The 18085-nt window shown below is 64.6% G+C and carries 22 protein-coding genes; 11 read left to right on the top strand and 11 right to left on the bottom strand.

The genetic code is table 11. The annotated features are described in order from the left end of the window. The 3 genes from AC1DRP_RS14625 to AC1DRP_RS14615 form a co-directional block, all read left to right on the top strand. On the top strand, positions 1-721 hold a 721-nt coding region (locus AC1DRP_RS14625), incomplete at its 5' end, for a saccharopine dehydrogenase family protein (RefSeq protein ID WP_476768821.1). Continuing rightward, a complete protein-coding gene (locus AC1DRP_RS14620) occupies positions 718-1452 on the top strand; it encodes an aspartate/glutamate racemase family protein (RefSeq protein ID WP_476768820.1) in 735 nt (244 codons plus the stop codon). The genes AC1DRP_RS14625 and AC1DRP_RS14620, both read left to right, overlap by 4 nt. A gap of 97 nt (positions 1453-1549) precedes the next feature. Next, on the top strand, positions 1550-2107 hold the full coding sequence (locus AC1DRP_RS14615) for a L,D-transpeptidase (protein ID WP_441504214.1): 558 nt from the start codon (positions 1550-1552) through the stop codon (positions 2105-2107). A gap of 66 nt (positions 2108-2173) precedes the next feature. Here AC1DRP_RS14615 and AC1DRP_RS14610 read toward each other — a convergent pair whose 3' ends face one another. From AC1DRP_RS14610 to AC1DRP_RS14595, 4 genes are read right to left on the bottom strand one after another with little or no spacing between them, the layout of a single operon-like run. Beyond that, positions 2174-2923, bottom strand: coding sequence for an SDR family NAD(P)-dependent oxidoreductase (locus AC1DRP_RS14610; RefSeq protein ID WP_476768819.1), 750 nt, complete (start codon positions 2921-2923; stop codon positions 2174-2176). A 4-nt stretch (positions 2924-2927) separates the two neighbouring features. After that, positions 2928-4220 carry an ABC transporter substrate-binding protein gene (locus AC1DRP_RS14605; protein WP_476768818.1) on the bottom strand — a complete coding sequence of 431 codons (1293 nt, stop codon included), beginning with the start codon at positions 4218-4220 and terminating at the stop codon, positions 2928-2930. Between the two features lie 53 nt (positions 4221-4273). Continuing rightward, positions 4274-5569 carry an ABC transporter substrate-binding protein gene (locus tag AC1DRP_RS14600; protein WP_441504211.1) on the bottom strand — a complete coding sequence of 432 codons (1296 nt, stop codon included), beginning with the start codon at positions 5567-5569 and terminating at the stop codon, positions 4274-4276. Further along, complete coding sequence (locus AC1DRP_RS14595; RefSeq protein WP_441504210.1) at positions 5541-6332, bottom strand: FadR/GntR family transcriptional regulator; 792 nt, start codon at positions 6330-6332, stop codon at positions 5541-5543. Before AC1DRP_RS14595 ends, AC1DRP_RS14600 begins: the two co-directional genes overlap by 29 nt. A gap of 105 nt (positions 6333-6437) precedes the next feature. On the opposite strand from AC1DRP_RS14595, the gene AC1DRP_RS14590 reads away from it, so the two are divergent. The 5 genes from AC1DRP_RS14590 to AC1DRP_RS14570 are packed head-to-tail and all read left to right on the top strand — an operon-like array spanning position 6438 to position 10509. After that, positions 6438-7562 (top strand): mandelate racemase/muconate lactonizing enzyme family protein, encoded by a 1125-nt coding sequence (locus AC1DRP_RS14590; protein WP_441504209.1) that lies wholly within the window; start codon positions 6438-6440, stop codon positions 7560-7562. Positions 7563-7567: 5 nt separating this feature from the next. Continuing rightward, complete coding sequence (locus tag AC1DRP_RS14585) at positions 7568-8443, top strand: carbohydrate ABC transporter permease (RefSeq protein ID WP_441504208.1); 876 nt, start codon at positions 7568-7570, stop codon at positions 8441-8443. Then, positions 8436-9269 (top strand): carbohydrate ABC transporter permease, encoded by an 834-nt coding sequence (locus AC1DRP_RS14580; RefSeq protein ID WP_476768817.1) that lies wholly within the window; start codon positions 8436-8438, stop codon positions 9267-9269. The genes AC1DRP_RS14585 and AC1DRP_RS14580 overlap by 8 nt, the downstream gene beginning before the upstream one ends. A 35-nt stretch (positions 9270-9304) precedes the next feature. Further along, positions 9305-10174, top strand: a complete 870-nt coding sequence (locus AC1DRP_RS14575; RefSeq protein WP_476768824.1) for a DUF6772 family protein — start codon at positions 9305-9307, stop codon at positions 10172-10174. Continuing rightward, positions 10174-10509, top strand: coding sequence for a hypothetical protein (locus AC1DRP_RS14570; protein ID WP_476768816.1), 336 nt, complete (start codon positions 10174-10176; stop codon positions 10507-10509). The genes AC1DRP_RS14575 and AC1DRP_RS14570 overlap by 1 nt, the downstream gene beginning before the upstream one ends. 42 nt (positions 10510-10551) lie before the next feature. On the opposite strand, the gene AC1DRP_RS14565 is transcribed toward AC1DRP_RS14570, so the two are convergent. Next, entirely contained in the window at positions 10552-11751 is a 1200-nt protein-coding gene (locus tag AC1DRP_RS14565) for an aminotransferase class V-fold PLP-dependent enzyme (RefSeq protein ID WP_476768815.1), read from the bottom strand. 65 nt (positions 11752-11816) lie between these two features. Between AC1DRP_RS14565 and AC1DRP_RS14560 the strand changes: the two genes are divergently transcribed. Beyond that, the gene (locus tag AC1DRP_RS14560; RefSeq protein WP_441504205.1) at positions 11817-12626 is read left to right on the top strand and encodes an IclR family transcriptional regulator; all 810 of its coding nucleotides are present in this window, start codon (positions 11817-11819) and stop codon (positions 12624-12626) included. Between the two features lie 2 nt (positions 12627-12628). Here AC1DRP_RS14560 and AC1DRP_RS14555 read toward each other — a convergent pair whose 3' ends face one another. From AC1DRP_RS14555 to ybaK, 6 genes are all read right to left on the bottom strand, one after another. Beyond that, positions 12629-13129, bottom strand: coding sequence for a RidA family protein (locus tag AC1DRP_RS14555; RefSeq protein ID WP_441504204.1), 501 nt, complete (start codon positions 13127-13129; stop codon positions 12629-12631). Positions 13130-13172: 43 nt separating this feature from the next. After that, positions 13173-13967 carry an amino acid ABC transporter ATP-binding protein gene (locus AC1DRP_RS14550; protein WP_476768814.1) on the bottom strand — a complete coding sequence of 265 codons (795 nt, stop codon included), beginning with the start codon at positions 13965-13967 and terminating at the stop codon, positions 13173-13175. Between the two features lie 14 nt (positions 13968-13981). Continuing rightward, positions 13982-14617 (bottom strand): amino acid ABC transporter permease, encoded by a 636-nt coding sequence (locus AC1DRP_RS14545; protein WP_441492140.1) that lies wholly within the window; start codon positions 14615-14617, stop codon positions 13982-13984. Between the two features lie 6 nt (positions 14618-14623). Continuing rightward, positions 14624-15292 carry an amino acid ABC transporter permease gene (locus AC1DRP_RS14540; protein WP_441492141.1) on the bottom strand — a complete coding sequence of 223 codons (669 nt, stop codon included), beginning with the start codon at positions 15290-15292 and terminating at the stop codon, positions 14624-14626. Between the two features lie 103 nt (positions 15293-15395). Further along, positions 15396-16268 carry a transporter substrate-binding domain-containing protein gene (locus tag AC1DRP_RS14535; protein WP_441492142.1) on the bottom strand — a complete coding sequence of 291 codons (873 nt, stop codon included), beginning with the start codon at positions 16266-16268 and terminating at the stop codon, positions 15396-15398. Between the two features lie 361 nt (positions 16269-16629). Further along, positions 16630-17103 carry a Cys-tRNA(Pro) deacylase gene (gene ybaK / locus AC1DRP_RS14530; protein ID WP_441504203.1) on the bottom strand — a complete coding sequence of 158 codons (474 nt, stop codon included), beginning with the start codon at positions 17101-17103 and terminating at the stop codon, positions 16630-16632. A 284-nt stretch (positions 17104-17387) separates the two neighbouring features. Here ybaK and AC1DRP_RS14525 point away from each other — a divergent pair, with 284 nt between their 5' ends. Together AC1DRP_RS14525 and AC1DRP_RS14520 are read left to right on the top strand one after the other, a co-directional pair. Then, positions 17388-17606, top strand: coding sequence for a hypothetical protein (locus AC1DRP_RS14525; protein ID WP_441492144.1), 219 nt, complete (start codon positions 17388-17390; stop codon positions 17604-17606). A 222-nt stretch (positions 17607-17828) separates the two neighbouring features. Beyond that, complete coding sequence (locus AC1DRP_RS14520) at positions 17829-18038, top strand: hypothetical protein (protein ID WP_113516134.1); 210 nt, start codon at positions 17829-17831, stop codon at positions 18036-18038. Positions 18039-18085: the final 47 nt, after the last annotated feature.

Below are 18085 nucleotides of genomic sequence, written 5' to 3'. Positions count from 1 at the left end.
GTCCAGGGGTGTGATGCAAGGCAGCGAGGTGAATGTCCGGATCGGCACCTTGCCACGGCATTCGACCAATYGGTTCGGCTACGGCCTCACCTGGGATGTCGATGCCCTGCTGCGCGAATATCTGCAGCCCTCGACCGCGTTGATCAACCGCAAGGTAACGCGCCTGCCTCCCCTGTCCGAGCAGGAGCAGCTCCGTCTCGACGACAGCCTCTACGAGGTCTTCGTTTCCGGAAATATCCCCCTGAGCCTGTGCACATGCCTGGAGGGGCGTGTCGACAGCCTGGTCTCCCGGACGATCCGCTATCCCGGCCATCTCGACTACATGAAGTTCCTGCTGGACGATCTGAAACTGCGGCACCGGGTGGATCAGCTGCGGAACCTCTTTCTGAACGCGCTCCCCGAGATCGACGACGACCGGCTCCTGGTCTTCATCACGGCCGTCGGCCTGCGGAACGGGTGGCGGATCGAACACCGGTTCGCGCGTCACGTCGTTCCCGCGACTGTCGGCACCGTTTCGTTGAGCGCGATGCGGCGGACTGCGGCATCCCATGTCGCCGCCGTCCTGGACCTCATTCGGGAGGGACGGCTAAGCGGCTGCGGACTGATCGCTCAGGAGGATATCCCGATTGACGCATTGCGCGCCAATCGCTTCCTGTCGTGGTTCTTCGACGGGATCACGACCGCCTCGGCCGAGCACTCGAGCATGGAAACGGCATCGTGAACAGCAATCCCACTCCCGCGCGGACAAACGGCGTGGTCGCCGATCTCGGGATCGGTGTGCTCATGCTCGACACGCAATTCCGGCGTCTGCCCGGGGATATCGGGAACGGAACGACATGGTCGTTCCCGGTCCAGTTCCGGGTTGTGCGCGGCGCGAATCCCGCTGCGGTGGTCCATGGGCAAGCCGCGGGACTGCTCGAGCCCTTCATCGCTGCAGCGCTCGATCTCGTCGCGACCGGCGTGCGCGGCATCACGACGAGCTGCGGCTTCCTGGCGCTCCTGCAGAAGGAGATGACCGCGGCGCTGCCAGTGCCGGTGGCGACCAGCAGCCTGCTCCAGGCACCGGTGATCGAGGCGATGCTTCCCGCCGGCCAACAGGTCGGCATTCTCACCTTCGCAGCGGAAGCGCTGACACGAAGGCACCTCGATGCGGTCGGCGTCAGGGCGGACACCCCGATCGAGGGTCTGGCGCCGGAGAGCCTGTTTCGCCGCGTCTATGGCGGCCAGGGCGGGATTTCGGATTTCGCTACGCTCGAGCGGGAGGTCGTCGACGCGGCGCTGGCGCTCGTAGCCAGGCATCCCAATGTCGGGGCCATCCTCTGCGAATGTACCAATCTGCCGCCTCATGCAGCAGCAATTGCGGAGGCGACCGGACGACCGGTCTTCGACATCATCGGCTTCATCGACTGGTTCGCGCGCAGCTTGACGCCTCCAAGATATGTGCGGCGCTGAACTCCGGCTCCGTCCCAGTCTGCGCCGGCGCATTCTGTCTTGACGCCCCCTCCATTTCTCCCTTGAATCGCCAGCTGGGGGCGTTGCAGGGCGGGTCATGCTGCGCGCTATCATTCTCTTCGTTGCGGCGCTGGCGCTCTCGGCGCCCGCCTACGCCTACGACAATGCGGTCAGCCGCGGGCTTGCCGACTTCCTCAACATCTTCAGCGAACAGGCGATCCCGCGCCAGATCGTGCCTTGGCGCGGGCAATACGCGCCCGGCACGATCGTCATTTCAACGAGCCAGCGGCGGCTTTTCTACGTGCTCGGGAATGGGCAGGCGATCCGCTATGGCGTCGGCGTCGGGCGGCAGGGCTTTAGCTGGTCGGGGACCAAGATCGTCACGAGAAAGCGCGAGTGGCCGGATTGGCGGCCTCCCGCGCAGATGCTGAAACGCCGGCCCGATCTGCCGCGCTACATGCCGGGCGGCATCGACAATCCCCTGGGCGCACGCGCGCTCTATCTCGGATCAAGCCTGTATCGCATCCATGGCTCCAATGAGCCCAACACGATCGGGGCAGCCGTGTCGTCGGGTTGCATCCGGATGACCAATCGCGACGTTGTCGACCTCTACGATCGCGTCAGGACTGGTACCAAGGTCGTTGTGCTGCGGTGACGGGAAGCCCCCGGATCACAGCATCATGAGCCCCGCATGCTACGCGAGAGCCGCGGGCCGCGCAGGCTACAGTCGCAATCCGCCATCGACCGCGATCTCGGCGCCGTTGATATAGGCCCCCTCGCCGCGGCACAGCAGCAGCGCCACTCCGGCGCAGTCGCGTGGTGCGCCAATCCGCCCAAGCGGGACGCGCTCCAGGACCGCCGCCTCATAGACCGGGTCGGCCAGCACGGCGCGGTTGCGATCGGTCAGGATCGCGCCCGGCTTGATCACGTTGAAGGTGACATCCGGCGCCCGGACGGTGCGCGCGAGATTCAGGATCATGCTCGTCTGGGCCGCCTTGGTGGCGGCATAGTAGAGGCAATCGGCATTGGGCCTGGCCTCCTGAACGCTGCCGATCGCGATCACCCGGCCAAAGCCTCCCGCGATCATGCCGGGCAGGAAGGCCTGGATCAGGCRGACCGTGGCGTGGAGATTGACTTCGCTCTGCACCACCAGGGCACGATCACTGACGATGTCCCACCGCTCCCTGATCTCGGCCGAAGCACACAGCACCAGGATGTCGGGAACGAGGCCCCGAGCGTTCAGGTCATCACGCATTCGGCCGGGCATCGCCGGGTCTGCAAGATCCGCGATCAGGCCGCTCGCCTTCAGCCCGGCCGCATGCAGCCGCGAGAGCGCCTCCGCGTTTGCGGCCGCATCGCGATCATGCAGCACGGCATGCGCACCGGCCCGGGCCAGTTCCGACGCCACGGCCAGGCCAATCCCCCGCGCCGCGCCGGTGACCAGAGCGACGCGCCCATGAAGCCCTGCCATCCGCCTAGCCGAGCAGCGGGCGAACGCGCTTCACCGCGTCGTCCATTGCCTGTTGCGGTGGCTTGATGCCGAGCACTGCGGCCTGCGTCTCCTCGATGAAGATGTCATGGGCGCGCGCCTGCTCGTCGAAGGCCGGCAGATGAATGYGGGAGGCTTTGAGCGCTGCCGCCTCGTCGGCCGCATAGGGCATCGCGGCAATCAGCGCCGGATCGGCATAGGTCGAGATCCGGACAGGACCGTTGCCATTCAGGGCCATCGCCTTGGTGCCGGCCTTCGACGAGAGAGCCCGGATGAGATCCCAGGACAGCGGCTTCTGCCTGCTGTTCTTCGGGATCACCAGCGACCAGAACTCGACTGTCGGCGCAAACGCGACCTTGCCGACAAGGTCGGAGGCCATCGGCGGCAGTAGCGACTTGAAGCGCCCGCCATACTTGCCCTTGGCCGGATCGTTATAGGTCACCAGCCGGGCGAAGGGGTTGATCGTCATCGCCGCCCTGCCCTGCTGCATCCAGGTGGTGATCTCCTCGTTGTTGACGGTCGCGAAATTGCGCGGCAGCACGCCCGCCTTGTAGAGATCGGCAAGCACCGTCAGGGCCTTCACCATTGGCGCCTCTGCCGCCACGAGCTTGCCGTCGCTGGTCATGTAGTCGCCACCAAGACAGCGGGCGAGGGTCAGGAAATTGGAGGCGAAGACCGCTGTGAAGGCAAGGCCGTTGACCTGCGTGCCGTCCTCGCGCTTGAAGGTCAGCTTGCGCGCCACCTCGATCAGTTCCTCGAAGGTGGCCGGCAGTTTGGTGATGCCGCGTTCTTCCAGCAGCGCCTCGTTATAGATCAGCGCATTGGTGGCGTGGCGAACCGGTATACCGTGCAGGGCGCCGTCGACTTTCAACGGCTCGACCAGTCCCGGCGCGAAATCGGCGAAATCCTCGACTGGCGCATCCTTCAGCAAGGCATCCAGCGGCTCGAACAGCTTGAGATTGCGCGGCACGGCGCGGCCATTGAGCAGGTAGGCGAGATCGATCGAGGTCTCGGTCAGCGTCACCTCGCGCAAGAGGCGCTCATGGATGGCGTTGACGTCGCCGAAGGTGACCCAGTTGACCGCCGCGCCTGCCTGCTTGCGCCAGGCTTCGGTCGCATCGCCGCCCGGGCCCGTCGTGGCCGAGGTCTGATGGACACGGTGCCCGAGTGCGGTCACCGTCCGGGCCTGAGCCATGGCGCCTGTCGGCAAGGCCAGCGACGCTGCCGCTCCGCTGGCGAGCAGTCCGAAGCGGCGGCGCGAAAGAGTGCGATTGTCCATAGTGTTCCTCCCGATGGTGCTCCGCGCTGTGCCGCGCGATTGTCAGAGATGGTTCAGGCCGGCAGCAGGGGCTGCACGCGCTTGACGAGCGAGGACATGGCCTCCTCCGGGGTCTTCATGCCGAGCACGGCGGCTTCGGCCTCTTCCTTGAACAGGTCGCCGGCACGGGCCGCCTCGTCGAAGGCTGGCAGCGGCACACGGGCGACCTTGAGCACCTTCAGCTCTTCCGCCGCATAGGGAACGGTGTTGGCGAAGCCGGCATCGGCATAGGTCGAGGCGCGCACCGGGCCATTGCCGTTGAGGGCAGCCTTCAGGGTCGCATCCTTCGCGGTCATCGCCTTGATGAAGTTCCAGGCGAGATCCTTGCGCTTCGCGTTCTTCGGGATGACCATGCCCCAGAACTCGACCTTGGCTGGCGCAGCGTCATATTTTCCGGCCAGCGTCTTCGAGGCGGGGACGGCGACCGTTCTGATCTTGCCGGGAAATTTCGACTTCTGCGGGTCGTTGTAGATGCGATTGCGGCCCATGCTCTGCAGGCTCATCGCGGCACGCCCGGTCTGCATCCAGACATTGACGTCCTCGGGCGAGAGCGTCGCGAAATTGCGCGGGAAGGCACCGGCCTCGAACAGGGCGCGCAGGAGCTTGATGGCGTTCAGCATCGGCGGCTGGTCGGCGACGCATTTGAAGTCAGACGTGATGAAGTCGCCGTCCCAGGCGCGAGCGATATCGATCACGTTCGGGTAGGTGACGCCGGGCATGCACAGGCCCACCACCGCGGTGCCGTCGCTGCGGCGATAGGTGCAGGCCCTGGCGATCTCGACCAGTTCCTCGATCGAGGCCGGCGGCTTCGAAAAGCCCCTCTCGGCCAGCAATTCCTCGTTGTAATGCAGCCCCGACGAGGCATGGCGGAACGGAACCGCGAGCTGCTTGCCGCCGACCTTCATGCCTTCCATCAGCCCGGGGAAGATGTCAGCCGGGTCCTCCAGGGGATCGCGGCTCAGGTAACCGTCGAGCGGCTCGAACAGGTTGGCGGCGCGTGGGATCACCTGCGTGTTCAGCACGAAGCCGACATCGACGGTGCTTTCGGAGAGGCTTGCCTCGCGAAACAGCCGCTCCTGCAACGGTCCGGTATCAAAGGTCGTCCACTGGATCGTGGCACCATTCTTCTGCGCCCAATCCTTCGTGATGTCGCCGCCTTGTGCACCGGTCGCGACGGTCTGCATCACCCGGTGCGCAAAGACGTTGAAAGGGCCGCCCTGCTGCGCGAAGGCCGGAGCGGCGCCGGCAAAGCTCAGGCCGATGAAGCCGCCCAGGAGCTGCCTACGGTCCAACCCTGTTCCTGCCGTCATGATTATCCTCCCCGAGTGTCGCGAGTTCCGCGATGGCGGCTTCAGCCGCTTCGAAATGCTTGTTCATGGCCATTTCCGCCGCCTCGGCGTCGCCGGCGCGGATCGCTTCGACAACGCGGACATGGCGCTCATAGGTCTTGCGCCAATCGGCCTGCGTGCGGGCGCTGCGCGAATTGAAGATCTCCATCACTTCACGGATCACCGGACGAAGGCCCTGGATCTGGAGATCAAGCAGCCGGTTGCCGGCGGAGGCGGCAATCGCCTCGTGAAAATCGAGATCTGCCTCGATCCAGCGCGGCACGTCGCCGAGCGACGCCTCCATGCGCACGAGGATGCCAGTCAGGCGCTCGATATCGGCGGGCGAGCGACGCTCGGCGCTATAACGCGCGATCGGCGGCTCTAGGATGCGGCGCAGTTCGACAGCCTCGGTGAGCCCGGTCTTGCTGCCTCTCACGGCGAAGCGAAAGAAGCGATCGAGCGGAGCGGCATCGAGCGCCTGGACGCGCGTGACCTTGCCCTGCTGGATGTTGACGACGCCCATGGCTGCGAGCTGGCGGATCGCCTCGCGCGCGATCGGTTTGCTGACTCCGAAGGATGCGGCAAGGCGCGCCTCGGATGGAAGCGCGTCGCCGGGCTTCAGCCTGCCATCATGGATTGCCTGGGTGATGCGCGCGATCAACGCATCGCCCAGCCGCGTCGGCACGACATCGGAGGCGGCGAACGGGTCGCTGTCGATCTCGGGCAGTGTCGCGGCTTCGGTCATTCGCATCCTCCACTTTCATGATTGACAGATACAGAGCAGGTTTGCAACTGATCAACCTATCAGTTAGGTTGATCAGCCTTCCCGCAAACCAGGGACCGATACCAGATGACCGGCCGCAGCATCGCCAGGATCGAGTCCCATCCCCTGCGGGCGACACTCGAGAAGACGCAACGCACCTCGCAAGGTGACTATCCCGCGATCGAGCTCGTTGTCGTCGAGGTCACGACCAGCGACGGCATCACCGGCTACGGCGAGGCGCTCGCGCGCCGCGGAGCCGCCGGCTATGCGCGCCTGATCGACGATGCGCTGAGCCCGCGGCTGATCGGCAAGGATCCCGCAGACCGGCGGGCCCTGTGGAAGTCGATGCGCCATGCCCTCTCCGGGCGGCCCGGTGGGCAACTGGTCGAAGCCATATCCGCGATCGACATCGCTCTCTGGGATATTGCCGGCAAAGCCGCCGGCGAACCGATCCACAAGCTGCTCGGCGGCATGGGGCGGCTCCGCGTGCCGGCCTATGCCTCATCAATCAACTGGCTCGACGATGCGACGGTGGAAGCAGAGGTCGCAGCGGCGGTGACGGCCGGGTTCCGCGAGATCAAGGTCAAGCTCGGCCATCCCCTGAAGGACGCGATCGCGCGCGCCAAATTCATCCGCAAGCTCGCCGGGGACGATATCGCCCTCTATGTCGACGCCAACTGGGCCTATGACGTCGACGACGCCATGATCGTCGGGCGGGCGCTGGCCGATCTCGGCTACGGCTTCTTCGAGGAGCCGATCGCGCCGCATGACCGCGCAGGCTATGCGCGCCTCGCCCAACACCTGCCGATCCGGCTCGCGGCGGGCGAGAGCGACTATGTCGCCAGCGAGGCCCTCATGATGCTGCAGGACCGCTCGCTCGGCCTGATCCAGCCGGACGTCACACGCTCGGGCGGCATCACCGAGACCTGGCGCATCGCTGAACTCGCCGCGAGTTTCAACACGGCCTATGCCCCCCATGTCGGCTGGTCCGGCGCAATCTGCGTTGCCGCCAGCCTGCAGCTTGCCGCCGCGGCCGAAAGCCTGCGGACCTTCGAGTGCATGGTCTACGCCAATCCGCTGCGCGACAGCTTCACCACACCGGTCGTTGGCGAAGGGCATCAGCTCGTCGACGGTATGCTCGACGTGCCGCAAGGTCCCGGCCTCGGCATCGAAATCGACCGCGAGATGCTCGCGCGCCACCGTATCGCCTGAGCATCATGGCCAGTCGCACGCCCCTCTCTGCCCTCGCCCTCGTCAGCCCGGTCCAGCTGATGGTTGGCGGTATCATCTTCCTGCCGGCGATCTATGTGTTCTGGCTCAGCCTGAACCAATCCTCCTTCGGTCAGGCAGCCAGCTTCGTCGGCCTCGCCAACTACGCCAAGGTGCTCGGCGACCCGTATTTCTGGCGGGCGTTGATCAACACGGTCATCGTCGTCGCCGTCGTCGTGCATGTCGAGCTGCTGCTCGGCCTGCTCATGGCGCTGTTCTTCGCCTCGGGGGTGCCCTTCCGGGCGCTCCTGCTCGCCATCGTGCTTGCGCCCTACGCGGTCAGCGAGGTCTCGGCGGTGGTGATGTGGCGCTATCTGTTCGAGCCCGATGTCGGGATGATGAGCCAGGCGCTCGCCTGGTTCGGCTTGCCACCGATCGAATGGGCGGTGAAGCCGTCGCATGGCCTTTTCATGGTCTCGTTGCTCTCGATCTGGCTGCACCTGCCATTCAGCTTCATCATCATCTACGCCGCAAGACTCTCCGTCCCGGACGAGCTCTACGAGGCCGGCGCCATCGATGGTGCAACGGGTTGGACCGCATTCCGCCGCATCACCTTGCCGCTCCTGATGCCGGCGCTGCTGATCGCCGCCCTGTTCCGCTACATCTTCGCCTTCCGGCTGTTCTCCGAGGTCTGGCTGATGACCGGCGGAGGTCCCGCACGCACCACCGAGGTGATGGCCGTCTATCTCTATCTCGAGGCGTTCCGGTACAACTCCTTCGGTGCTGCGGCCGCGACCGGCTGGTTGCTGGTGCTCGCCTCGCTCCTGCTTGCGCTGTTCTACCTGCGCTCTCTCTACCGGGAGATGTTCAGAAAACATGCCTAAGCGCTCATTCCCCCTTGCGGTCCTGAAGGGCTTTGGCGTCCTCGCGATCGCCGCCTGGTCGATCCTGCCGATCGCGCTGATCGTGATGTCGTCCTTCAAGTCGGACCGGGACATCTTCTCGTTAACCTCGCGGTTCAGCTTCACGCCGACGCTCGCCAATTACGAGCTGCTCTGGAGCCGCTGGGGCGACTTCTTCCACGGGCTCTGGAACAGTTTCCTGGTTACGTCCGGAGCGACCGTGCTTGCCGTCACGGTTTCACTGCTCGCCGGCTTCGCCTATTCCCGTCACGCCAGCCGGGGCCTGCAGGCCAGCGCCTTCTTCCTGATCTTCATCCGCCTGATCCCGCCGATCGTGATCACGCTGCCGCTCTTTCCGGTGGTCAACTGGCTCGGGCTCAACGACACGCATCTCATCCTGATCGTGCTCTACGCCACCTTCTTCGTCTCGCTCGGCACCATCGTGATGCGCACGTTCATCGACCAGATCCCGCGTGAACTCGACGAGGCGGCGATGATCGACGGGGCCTCGCAGTTCCAGATCATCCGGCGCGTCATCTTCCCGTTGGCCGCGCAAGGCATGCTGGCGGTCTCGGTCTTCGTCATCGTCTACGCCTGGAACGAGTTCCTCTTCGCCTTCATCTTCACCACGACCAAGGCCAAGACCGCGCCGCTGGTCGTCGCCGAGATGATCGGCGCGGTCGAGGGCGTGGAATGGGGCGTGCTCTTCGCCGCCTCGGCCGTCCAGCTGCTGCCAGTGCTCGCCTTCGTCATCCTCATGCAGAAGCACCTCGTCGCCGGCCTGACCGCCGGCGCGGTGAAGGGGTAAGCCCAATGACCGCGACCAGCTCCCAACTCGATGACATGCGCCGTGCGATCCGCGAGGCGGATCCGCAACTCAGCCGCTTCGATCCCTTGCCTCGCATCATCTGCCTCGACGATTTCGACCGCGGCATGTGCGGCTGGACCCAGCTCGTCGGCAATTACGAGGACACGCTGGACGCCATGCTGCCGGGCTATGCCCAGCATTCGCACGCCATGCTCTCGACGCTGCCAAACTGGGATTTCGGTTCGCATGGCGGCGTCGACGGCTCCTATGCGCTGAAGATCGCGACACGGCCGAAGAAGGGCGCGCAGAACGTCGCAATCAAGCGCCTGACCTTCCGCAAACCCGGGCCGATCCGTCTCGAGGCCTATTTCAGCTTCAAGCCGGAAGCGACGGAACTGCAGCTCTCCGAAACCGACATCCGCTCGTTCGGCTTCCTTTACGATCTCCAGGTCGGCGACCAGCATGGCGCCGGCGGCGAGCGCGTGATGCCGCATCTGCGCTTTCTCAATGCGCTCGACGGCGCGCATGTCCAGAAATGGCAGTTCAAACGCCGCACCACGCCGATCAAGCCGATCGGCTCCGCCGGCAAGACGATCTCGCATTACCATCTCTCGCCGGACGACTGGGAGGACCTGCCGGGCGGCGAGCAGCGGCTCTGCTACAACGAGATTCCGACCAAGGTGAACTGGCACTATCTGCGCTTCGACTTCGATCTGGCGACGATGCGCGCCACCGGCTTCCAGGTGAACGACCGCAGCTTCGACATGAGCAGCTATGAGTCGATCCGCATCCCGGCGATGAAGAACCTCTGGTGCATGCTCAATCTCGGCTTCTTCGCCGAGACCGACACCGACAAGCGCGCCTTCGCCTATCTCGATTCCGTTTGCCTGTCGGGAGATTTCTGATGCTGCCCGAGAACCTCACCGCCATCGTCGCCCGCAACGAAACCTGGACGGGCGAGGCCGCAACCGAGCCCTACGAGGCTGGCTGGGCCAAGGAAGCCATCATCTTCGTGCGGGCCCTCAAGCCACCGGAGGGTGCGCTGCCGCAGGCCCGCATCGAGATTTCGGCCGACGGGCTGCATTGGGCCCCGGAAGGTTCGCTCTTCGATCTGCCCGCGCGCGAGAACGCCGTGACCTTCCAGCGGCTCGCGCATTTCGGCAACTTCCTGCGTGTTGCGGTCTCGCTGCCGGCCGGAGCGGAAATCACCGTGCTGGTGAGCCTGCACCTAAAAGCGTGACGCACCGACAGTCACCGGAGCCTGCGATCCGCGGGATAGGCATCAATCCGGCCAACGCCTGAGATAGGCTGCCCGACGGCTTCGGCGTTCCTCCAGCGGCGTGGCGATGATGTCATTGCTGCGCAGGGCAGCGCTGAGTTCTTCGGCCAGGCGATTGGCAACGGTGTCTTCCTGTCCTGGGTGGAGATTGCAGGGGTCGAGATAGAAGAAGCCGTGCTCGACCTCGTGATCGCGCACGATGATGGGGGGCTCGCCGCGCGCGAGCGCGTCGGCGAGGTCCCAGGCCGTGATATGGGCGGCCTGCGGTTCGACCGAGAGCTTGAGCCGGTCGAGCGGGTTGTCGGTCGGATCAGGCTCGATCTCGACACGGATCCCCGGCCTCTCGGCCAGGCGTTCACGCCACAGCGTAAGGGCGGCCTGTTCGCGCTCCCGGATGCCGGCATGGTCGCGCGTCTCCCATGCTTCCAGGGCAGCGATGGTGCCGACGATACTCTCCTTGCCGACCTTCATGCCGCGGCCGATGCCGCCGTTCTGAAGAAATGCCGCGCGCACGAGGTCCTTGCGACCGGCGACGATTCCGGCTGTCGGGCCACCGAGAAACTTGTGAGCCGAATACAGCGCAATGTCCGCGCCTGCGGCCAGGAAGCGCTGGAGGTCGTATTCCGAAGCGGCATCGACGATGACCGATACCCCCCTTGCCCGGCAAATGGCGGCGAACTCCTCGAGCGGGAGCTGCCCATAGCTGACCGTATGATGGGACACGACATAGACCGCAGCGGCAGTCCGTTCCGAGATCGCTCCGGCCAGTTGATAGGGCCGTACGCTCGTGGCCTGCCCGACCGGCACTACCCTGGCGCCAGCGAGCGCAATGCCTTGTTCGACGGGAGCGCCGTAGCTCACCATATGCCCGGTCATGATCAGGACTTCGTCCTTCAGGCCCGTCGTGTCCGGCAGTCGTTCGACGGCATAGAGGTCACTGCCCGTCATCGCCCCGGCCACGGCAAGCGTGATGCCGGCCGAGCAGGAAGCCGTGACGAATCCAGCCTCGGCTCCGCACAATCTGGCGATGACGCCGCTGGCGACCTTCTGAAGTTCGTCGACTTCGACGAATTGCGGCATGACCCCAGCCATCGCCTCGATGGCCTGCGGCACGATGATCGAGGCGCCGAGCCCCGTCATCGTTCCCGACACATTGATGATCGCACGGAGACCGAGCGCCTTTCGGGTATCGGGCTTGTTCATGGCGTTCCTCCGGAAGCATGGTTACGGTAAGGGGTCCGCGGAATCGCGTGACGGAGAGCTGGCAGATGAAGGACAGTGAGATGGGCGTGGCGTCCGCGCCCTCCGCCACTGGGCCGCGGCGCACGCGGGTCAGCGGAATCGAGCGATCGGTCCAGATCCTTGACTATCTCCAGGAGACGGCGCGGCCGGCGACCGGATACGATATCGCCCGCGCGGTCGGAGCGCCGCTGTCCACGGTCTATTCGATCGTCGAGGAACTGGTCGCCAGGGACCTGCTTTCGCGCAATGGCAGCGTGGTCTGGCTCGGCCCCAAACTCTATCACTACGGCCTCGCCTACGCGCGCGATCTTGAGATCATCACGGTCGCCACCCACGAGATGCATGTGCTCTCTCGCGAGGTCGGTGAGACAGTCCAGATCTGCGGCCGTGACGGCGACATGATGGTGGTGGAGGCGATGGCCGAGGGGCCCGGCCACTTCAAGGTCACATCGCGGATCGGAACCCGGGTGCCCCTGAACTGGACCGCCTCGGGCCGGCTTCTGGTCGCCCATCTCGATTTTCAGGACCGGGTGGCGCTGTTCCGGCGCTGCGCCAAGGCCTCGCCAACGGGGCGGGCAACGGTCGACCCGGTCGCGCTCGCCGAGCAATCCGACGAAGCACTGTCCGCCGGCATCGCCGTGCAGGCTGGCGAATCCGACTATGCCGTGGCCTGCGTCGCGGCACCGGTGCGCAACAATTCCGGAGATTGCGTGATCACCATCTCGATCGTGCTGCCGGAATTCAAGGTCCAGGAGGAGCCCTCCCGCTTCGCCGATGCAGTCCGGAGCGCGGCACAGCGCATCGAAGCAAGCCTTGGCTGGCAATTCAGGCAGTAGCATCATGAGACCGCGACGACCGCTTCGATCTCCACGGTGATGCGGCGCGGCAGCGAGCCGAACCCGACGGCTGAACGCGCGTGCCGGCCAGCATCGCCAAAGACCGCGACGAAGAGGTCCGAGCAGCCATTGATGACGGCGGGATGGTCGGTGAAGTCCGGCGTGGCGTTGACCATGCCGAGCACCTTGACGATGCGCCTGACCTTTCGAAGGTCCCCCAGTGCCGTGTGCAGCACCGCGATGAGGTTCAGCCCCGTCAGGCGTGCATGAGCATACGCCTCCTCGACCGAGACGTCGGCGCCGACCTTGCCCGTGTGGATGCGACCGTCCTCATGCGTCGGCCCCTGACCCGACAGGTAGAGCAGCGTACCTTCCCGGACATGGGTCGTGAAATTGCCGATCGGTGTCGGCACTTGCGGCAATTCAAGACCAAGTTGTGCCAGCTTCTCATAGGGCGACATCGCAAGATCGGAGGGAGGAGCAAGATCGGATGGAGGCGGCATCGCTGAACTCGGTCGGAATGGGTGTCAGGGCGCCAGCAGCCGCTCAATGAGCATGCCGAAAGGCGGCGAAGCGCGAGAGGAAAGCCCGCAATCGTTCGTTCGACTGTTCATCGAAGACGGCCTTCGGCGGCGCGTCGATCGCGATCAGTCCCTGGTCGGTGAACACCACGCGGTCGGCGACTTCCCTGGCGAAGGCCATTTCATGGGTGACGAGGATCATCGTCCGGCCCTCCGCGGCCAGTTCCTGGACGACCTCCAGCACCTCGCCGACAAGCTCGGGATCGAGCGCGGAGGTTATCTCGTCGAGCAGCAGGACCTTCGGCTCGATCGCAACCGCTCGCGCGATACCGACCCGCTGCTGCTGCCCACCGGACAATTGCGAGGGCAGCGCGTCGAGCTTCTCGGAGAGGCCGACGCGCACGAGCCATTTCTCGGCAATCTGCCTTGCCTCGCCCTTGCTCTTGCCGCGCGACTTCATCAGCCCGAGCATGACGTTCTGGGCCGCCGTCAGATGCGGAAACAGGTTGAACTGCTGGAAGACCATTGCCGCATCGACCCGGATGCTGGCGAGTTCCCGGTCACTGCGCCGACGGCGGCCGGCGCCGTCATCCCGATAGCCGACTTYCACTCCATCGATCCGGACCGAGCCGCCATCATATTCCTCGAGGAAGTTGATGCAGCGCAGCAAGGTCGTCTTGCCACTTCCGGATGGGCCGATGACGGCGATCACCTGTCCCTTGCCGACATCCAGATCGATGCCCTTCAGCACCTGGTGCGCGCCGAAGGACTTGGTCAGGCCCTTGATGCGGATCACCGGCTCGTCGGGCGTCTCGATCATGATCGTCCTTCCGCTCAGATGAAACGCTTTTCGAGACGCCGGCTCAGCGTCGAAAGCGGATAGTTGATGGCGAAATACATCAGCGCCCCCATCACATAGAGCGGCAACGCTACATGGGTGCGTCCAATCACCTGCTGCAGCGCGAGCATCAGGTCGACGATCCCCAGCAGGGAGACGAGCGAGGAGCCCTTCACCGTATCGACGACGCTGTTGACGAAGGGAGGCAGGAAGCGTCGGATCGCCTGCGGTGCAAGCACATGGACGAAGCGGTCGAGGAGGCCGAGCCCGATGGACTTCGCCGCTTCCGTCTGCCCTCTGGGGATGGACTGGAAGGCGCCGCGGGTGATTTCAATGACCTGGGCGGACTTGAAGGCGGTCAATGCCACAATCGCGGCGGTCAGGCTCGGCAGGTTCACCTTGATGGCCGGCAGCCCGTAATAGACGAAATAGAGCAACACCAGGATCGGTACGCCCCGCACGAAATCGGCATAGATCCGGATCGGAAACCGCGCCCAGAGCGGGCCGAAAGCGAGCACGCAACCGAGCGGGACACCGATCAACAGCGAGAGCGCGATCACGCCGGCCGAGACCAGGAGCGTGATGCGCAGGCCATCGAGCAGAAACGGAAGCGTCTGCAGGAACAACGTCATGGCCGCTCACCGCGTGATGGCATAGCGCCGCTCGGCCAGCCGCAACAGCAGCAGGATGGCGTAGCTGGTGACCAGATAGATCGGCGTCGCGAGCAGATAGACCTCGACCGTCCGGAAGGTCTGCGTCTCGATCCAGCGCATGCCGTAAGCCAGTTCAGGGACGGCGATCGCGGAGGCGATCGAGGTGTCCTTGAACAGCGAGACATAGGTGTTCGAGAGCGATGGCAGGGCGATGCGCAGCGCCGTCGGCAGCCGGACATGGACGAGCACGCCCGCTGGCGTAAGACCGATCGCCTTGCCAGCCTCGATCAGCCCTTTCGGCACGGCTTCGAAGCCGGCGCGCAGGACCTCGACCAGATAGGCGCCGGAATAGATCGCCAGCGTCACCACGAACGAGGTCGTGGCGTCATATTGCAGATCGATCGCGCTCGGCACGCCGTAGAAGACGAGATAGACGAGCAGCAGCAGCGGGACGTTGCGGATGAACTCGACATAGCCCCGGATGAACGGCCTGGCCCAGCGTGGCCCGTCCATTTCGACGAGCGCCAGAACCAGCCCGATCACCATGCCGATCGCGATCGTCGCGATCGCGAGTTCGATGCTGAGCAGGAGACCGTCGAACAGCTTCGCGGCGTAGCGCCAGACGATCGCGAAGTTGAAGTGGTAGTTCGTCATGCCGGGAGACGTCTCGTCACGGGCCGTGCAGGCGACTTCGCCGCCCTGCCGCGCGCCAGCGGCGAGCGCAGGGGTCGGCGAAGCGCGACCGCGAAAGCCGCCGTCAGAATTTCGGCAGCCCCGTCTCGCGGACTGGCGGCGTCAGACCAAAATAATCGCTGATCGCGACATCGAAAATCTCGTTCTGGTGGCCGTACATGGCGATCCCGAAGGTGGTGTCGACGAAGCGCACCCAGTCCGGATCGCCCTGGCGCATGGCCGCGCCGTACAGCATGGAGTTCCAGGACTTGCCGGCATCGGCATATTTATCGGGGTGGCGCTTCGCGAGCCACCAGACGGTCGAGAGATCGACGGCGGCGGCATCGGCACGCTTTGAATCGAGCGCAAGGACGACATTGGCCTGGCTGTCGAGCTGCATGACCGTCGCCTGCGGCAGGACCTTCTTCACCGACGCTTCGGCATCGACGTTCTGCAGGATGGAGACCCGTGCACCCGATCCTGCCTTGAGCAGGGCGTCGAAGCTCTTCTTGTCGCTGTCGGGGCGCGTCAGCAGGGCGATGCCCTCGACATAATAGGGTCGGGAGAACGCGACGAGCTGCGCCCGCGCCGGTGACATCGTCATGAACTGGATGACGATGTCGACCTTCCCGGTATTGATGTTGGGAATGCGTTGAGCCGCATCCTGCCTGACGAACTCGACCTTCTTGTCGTCGTCGAAGAGCCCCTTGGCGAGGATCCGCCCCATGGCGATGTCCATGCCGACGAGCTGTCCCTTCTCATCCTCGAAATGCCAGGGCGCATTGGTCGAGCCCGTGCCGACGATGAGCTTGCCCCGGTCGAGAACGGTGCGCAGCAGGCTGTTGGGAGCGGCTTGTGCCGCCGCCTGCCTGGCTGAACTGGACGCTGCCGCAAGTGCAAGGCCACCGACAAGGCCGGCCTTGAGCAGGTTTCGTTTGCTGTCGACGACGTCTGTCATAGCGGCACGCTCCCCTTATGCGAGGCGGTCGCCTCGTATGGATTTATTCTATAATTACAGAATAAGAAGCATAACTATGTTAGCCTAGTTTTGATCGACAGAGCCTGTCAAGCGACGTCCAGAGGCGCCGAGGGAAGCGGCGCAACGAGACGGGGAGCAGATTGCTGGGGCATCTCCAATGGTGTTCGGCCGCTGGATTGGACCCCGAGGCCAGACCTGCGAGTGGCGGCGTTCAACGCCGGGTTCGACACAACGAAGCCGCCGCAATCACCGCGCTGTGTCGTCGGGCCTCTTCTCCCGGACCAGCGCTTGATCGCTCGAGCCCGGAACGTCGCAGAAGCCGAGCCAGAGACGATCACCGCTAGGAAACGATCGCGACGGTCGCCGCATTGCTTGCGCGGACAAGGTCGTCCGGCGCCAGCTTGACCTGCAGGCCACGTAACCCTCCATTGACGAAGACATATGGCTCGGAGACGGCCGTGATCTCGACAAGGGTCCTCAGCTTGCGCTTCTGACCGAATGGGCTGACGCCGCCGACCTTATACCCCGTCAGGCGCTCGGCATCGCTCGGCGCCAGCATACGCGCGCTCTTGCCTCCAACGGCCGCGGCCACCCTCTTCATGCTTGCCTCGCAGTCTGATGGGAGAACCAGACAAACGGGTATGTTGTCGACCTGCGCAATCAATGTCTTCAAGACCCGACCGGGTGGTTCACCCAGGGACTGGGCCGCCTGAAGACCGACGCGATCGCTATTGGGGTCGTATTCATAGGTTCGGAGTTCGAAGGAAACGCCGCCCGCTTTCAACACGGCCGTGGCAGGTGTGGATTGTCCCATAGCCCTCAAACCCTGGTGCTTTGGCCGCGATTGCGGCCCGCGCCGAAACGCCCCCTCCCTATAGAAATCCCGCGCCCCGAGAGACATCCCCATCTGCTGGGCCCATGAGGCACCAAGGGCTTCACTGGAGGCGGCCGTTTCGATGCGCGCGTCTGCTCCGCAGACCAGGACGAAGCCGCCCCCTTGGAAGCATCCGCGGCGAGCTTCGCGACAGCGTCACACCCTCTTGAAACCCCAACCGTCCAAACTAGTTTTCTGGGATCAGCCACGGAAGGAGAGATCCGATGACCGCGGTGACTGAACTCAAACCGGAAACGCACAGCGTCTGCATCACCTGCCATGAGGATTACCGGTATGCGCTTCTGCGCATCGGCCAGATCGAGGATGCGCAGCCCAATTCGGCGAAAGCCCTCGAATTGCAAGCTCTGAGGGCCGCGATCGTCGACTATGAGACGCGCAAGGCATTGCACGCGAAGGGACCAGAGGTGACGGCCGCGAGGTGACAGGCTCCGCAATCAGCTGAACATCGCCCACGCCGTCGAACACGTCCAACGACTGATCGGCTGCATCAAGGGTTCTGGCGGGGAGAGCGTGTTAACCGGCCTCGTCGTCAAATTGGCCGCTCGCGAGGACCACGGTGCCGGGGGCACGTGGCGAGGCGGCTGTGAATACGTTGTAAGTTGATATCGAATGACGAACACAGATCAAAGAACGGGGGTGAGAGAATGCCGCAGAAGCCGACGCGCGAGTTTGCAGTGATCAAAGTGAAGCACGTTACAGTCAGCGCAGACACGACACTGGGCGCCGTAATCGCCTTGGAAGTCGATGGGAAGAACGAAATCTCCCTCTTCATGGTGCCAGAAGTTCTCGCCTCGCTGGAGGCCATGCTGGCCAAGGCCAGTCTCGAACAGGCGCGTCACCACCCAGTTCAGTAGGCCGCCGCACGCCCTCTCACCAGAATAAACCGGGACTGCAAGCATCG

Source organism: Allobosea sp. 01N443, from assembly GCF_056399325.1.
The sequence above is the reverse complement of the archived record's forward strand: the minus strand, read 5'-3'. Positions and strand labels throughout refer to the sequence as shown.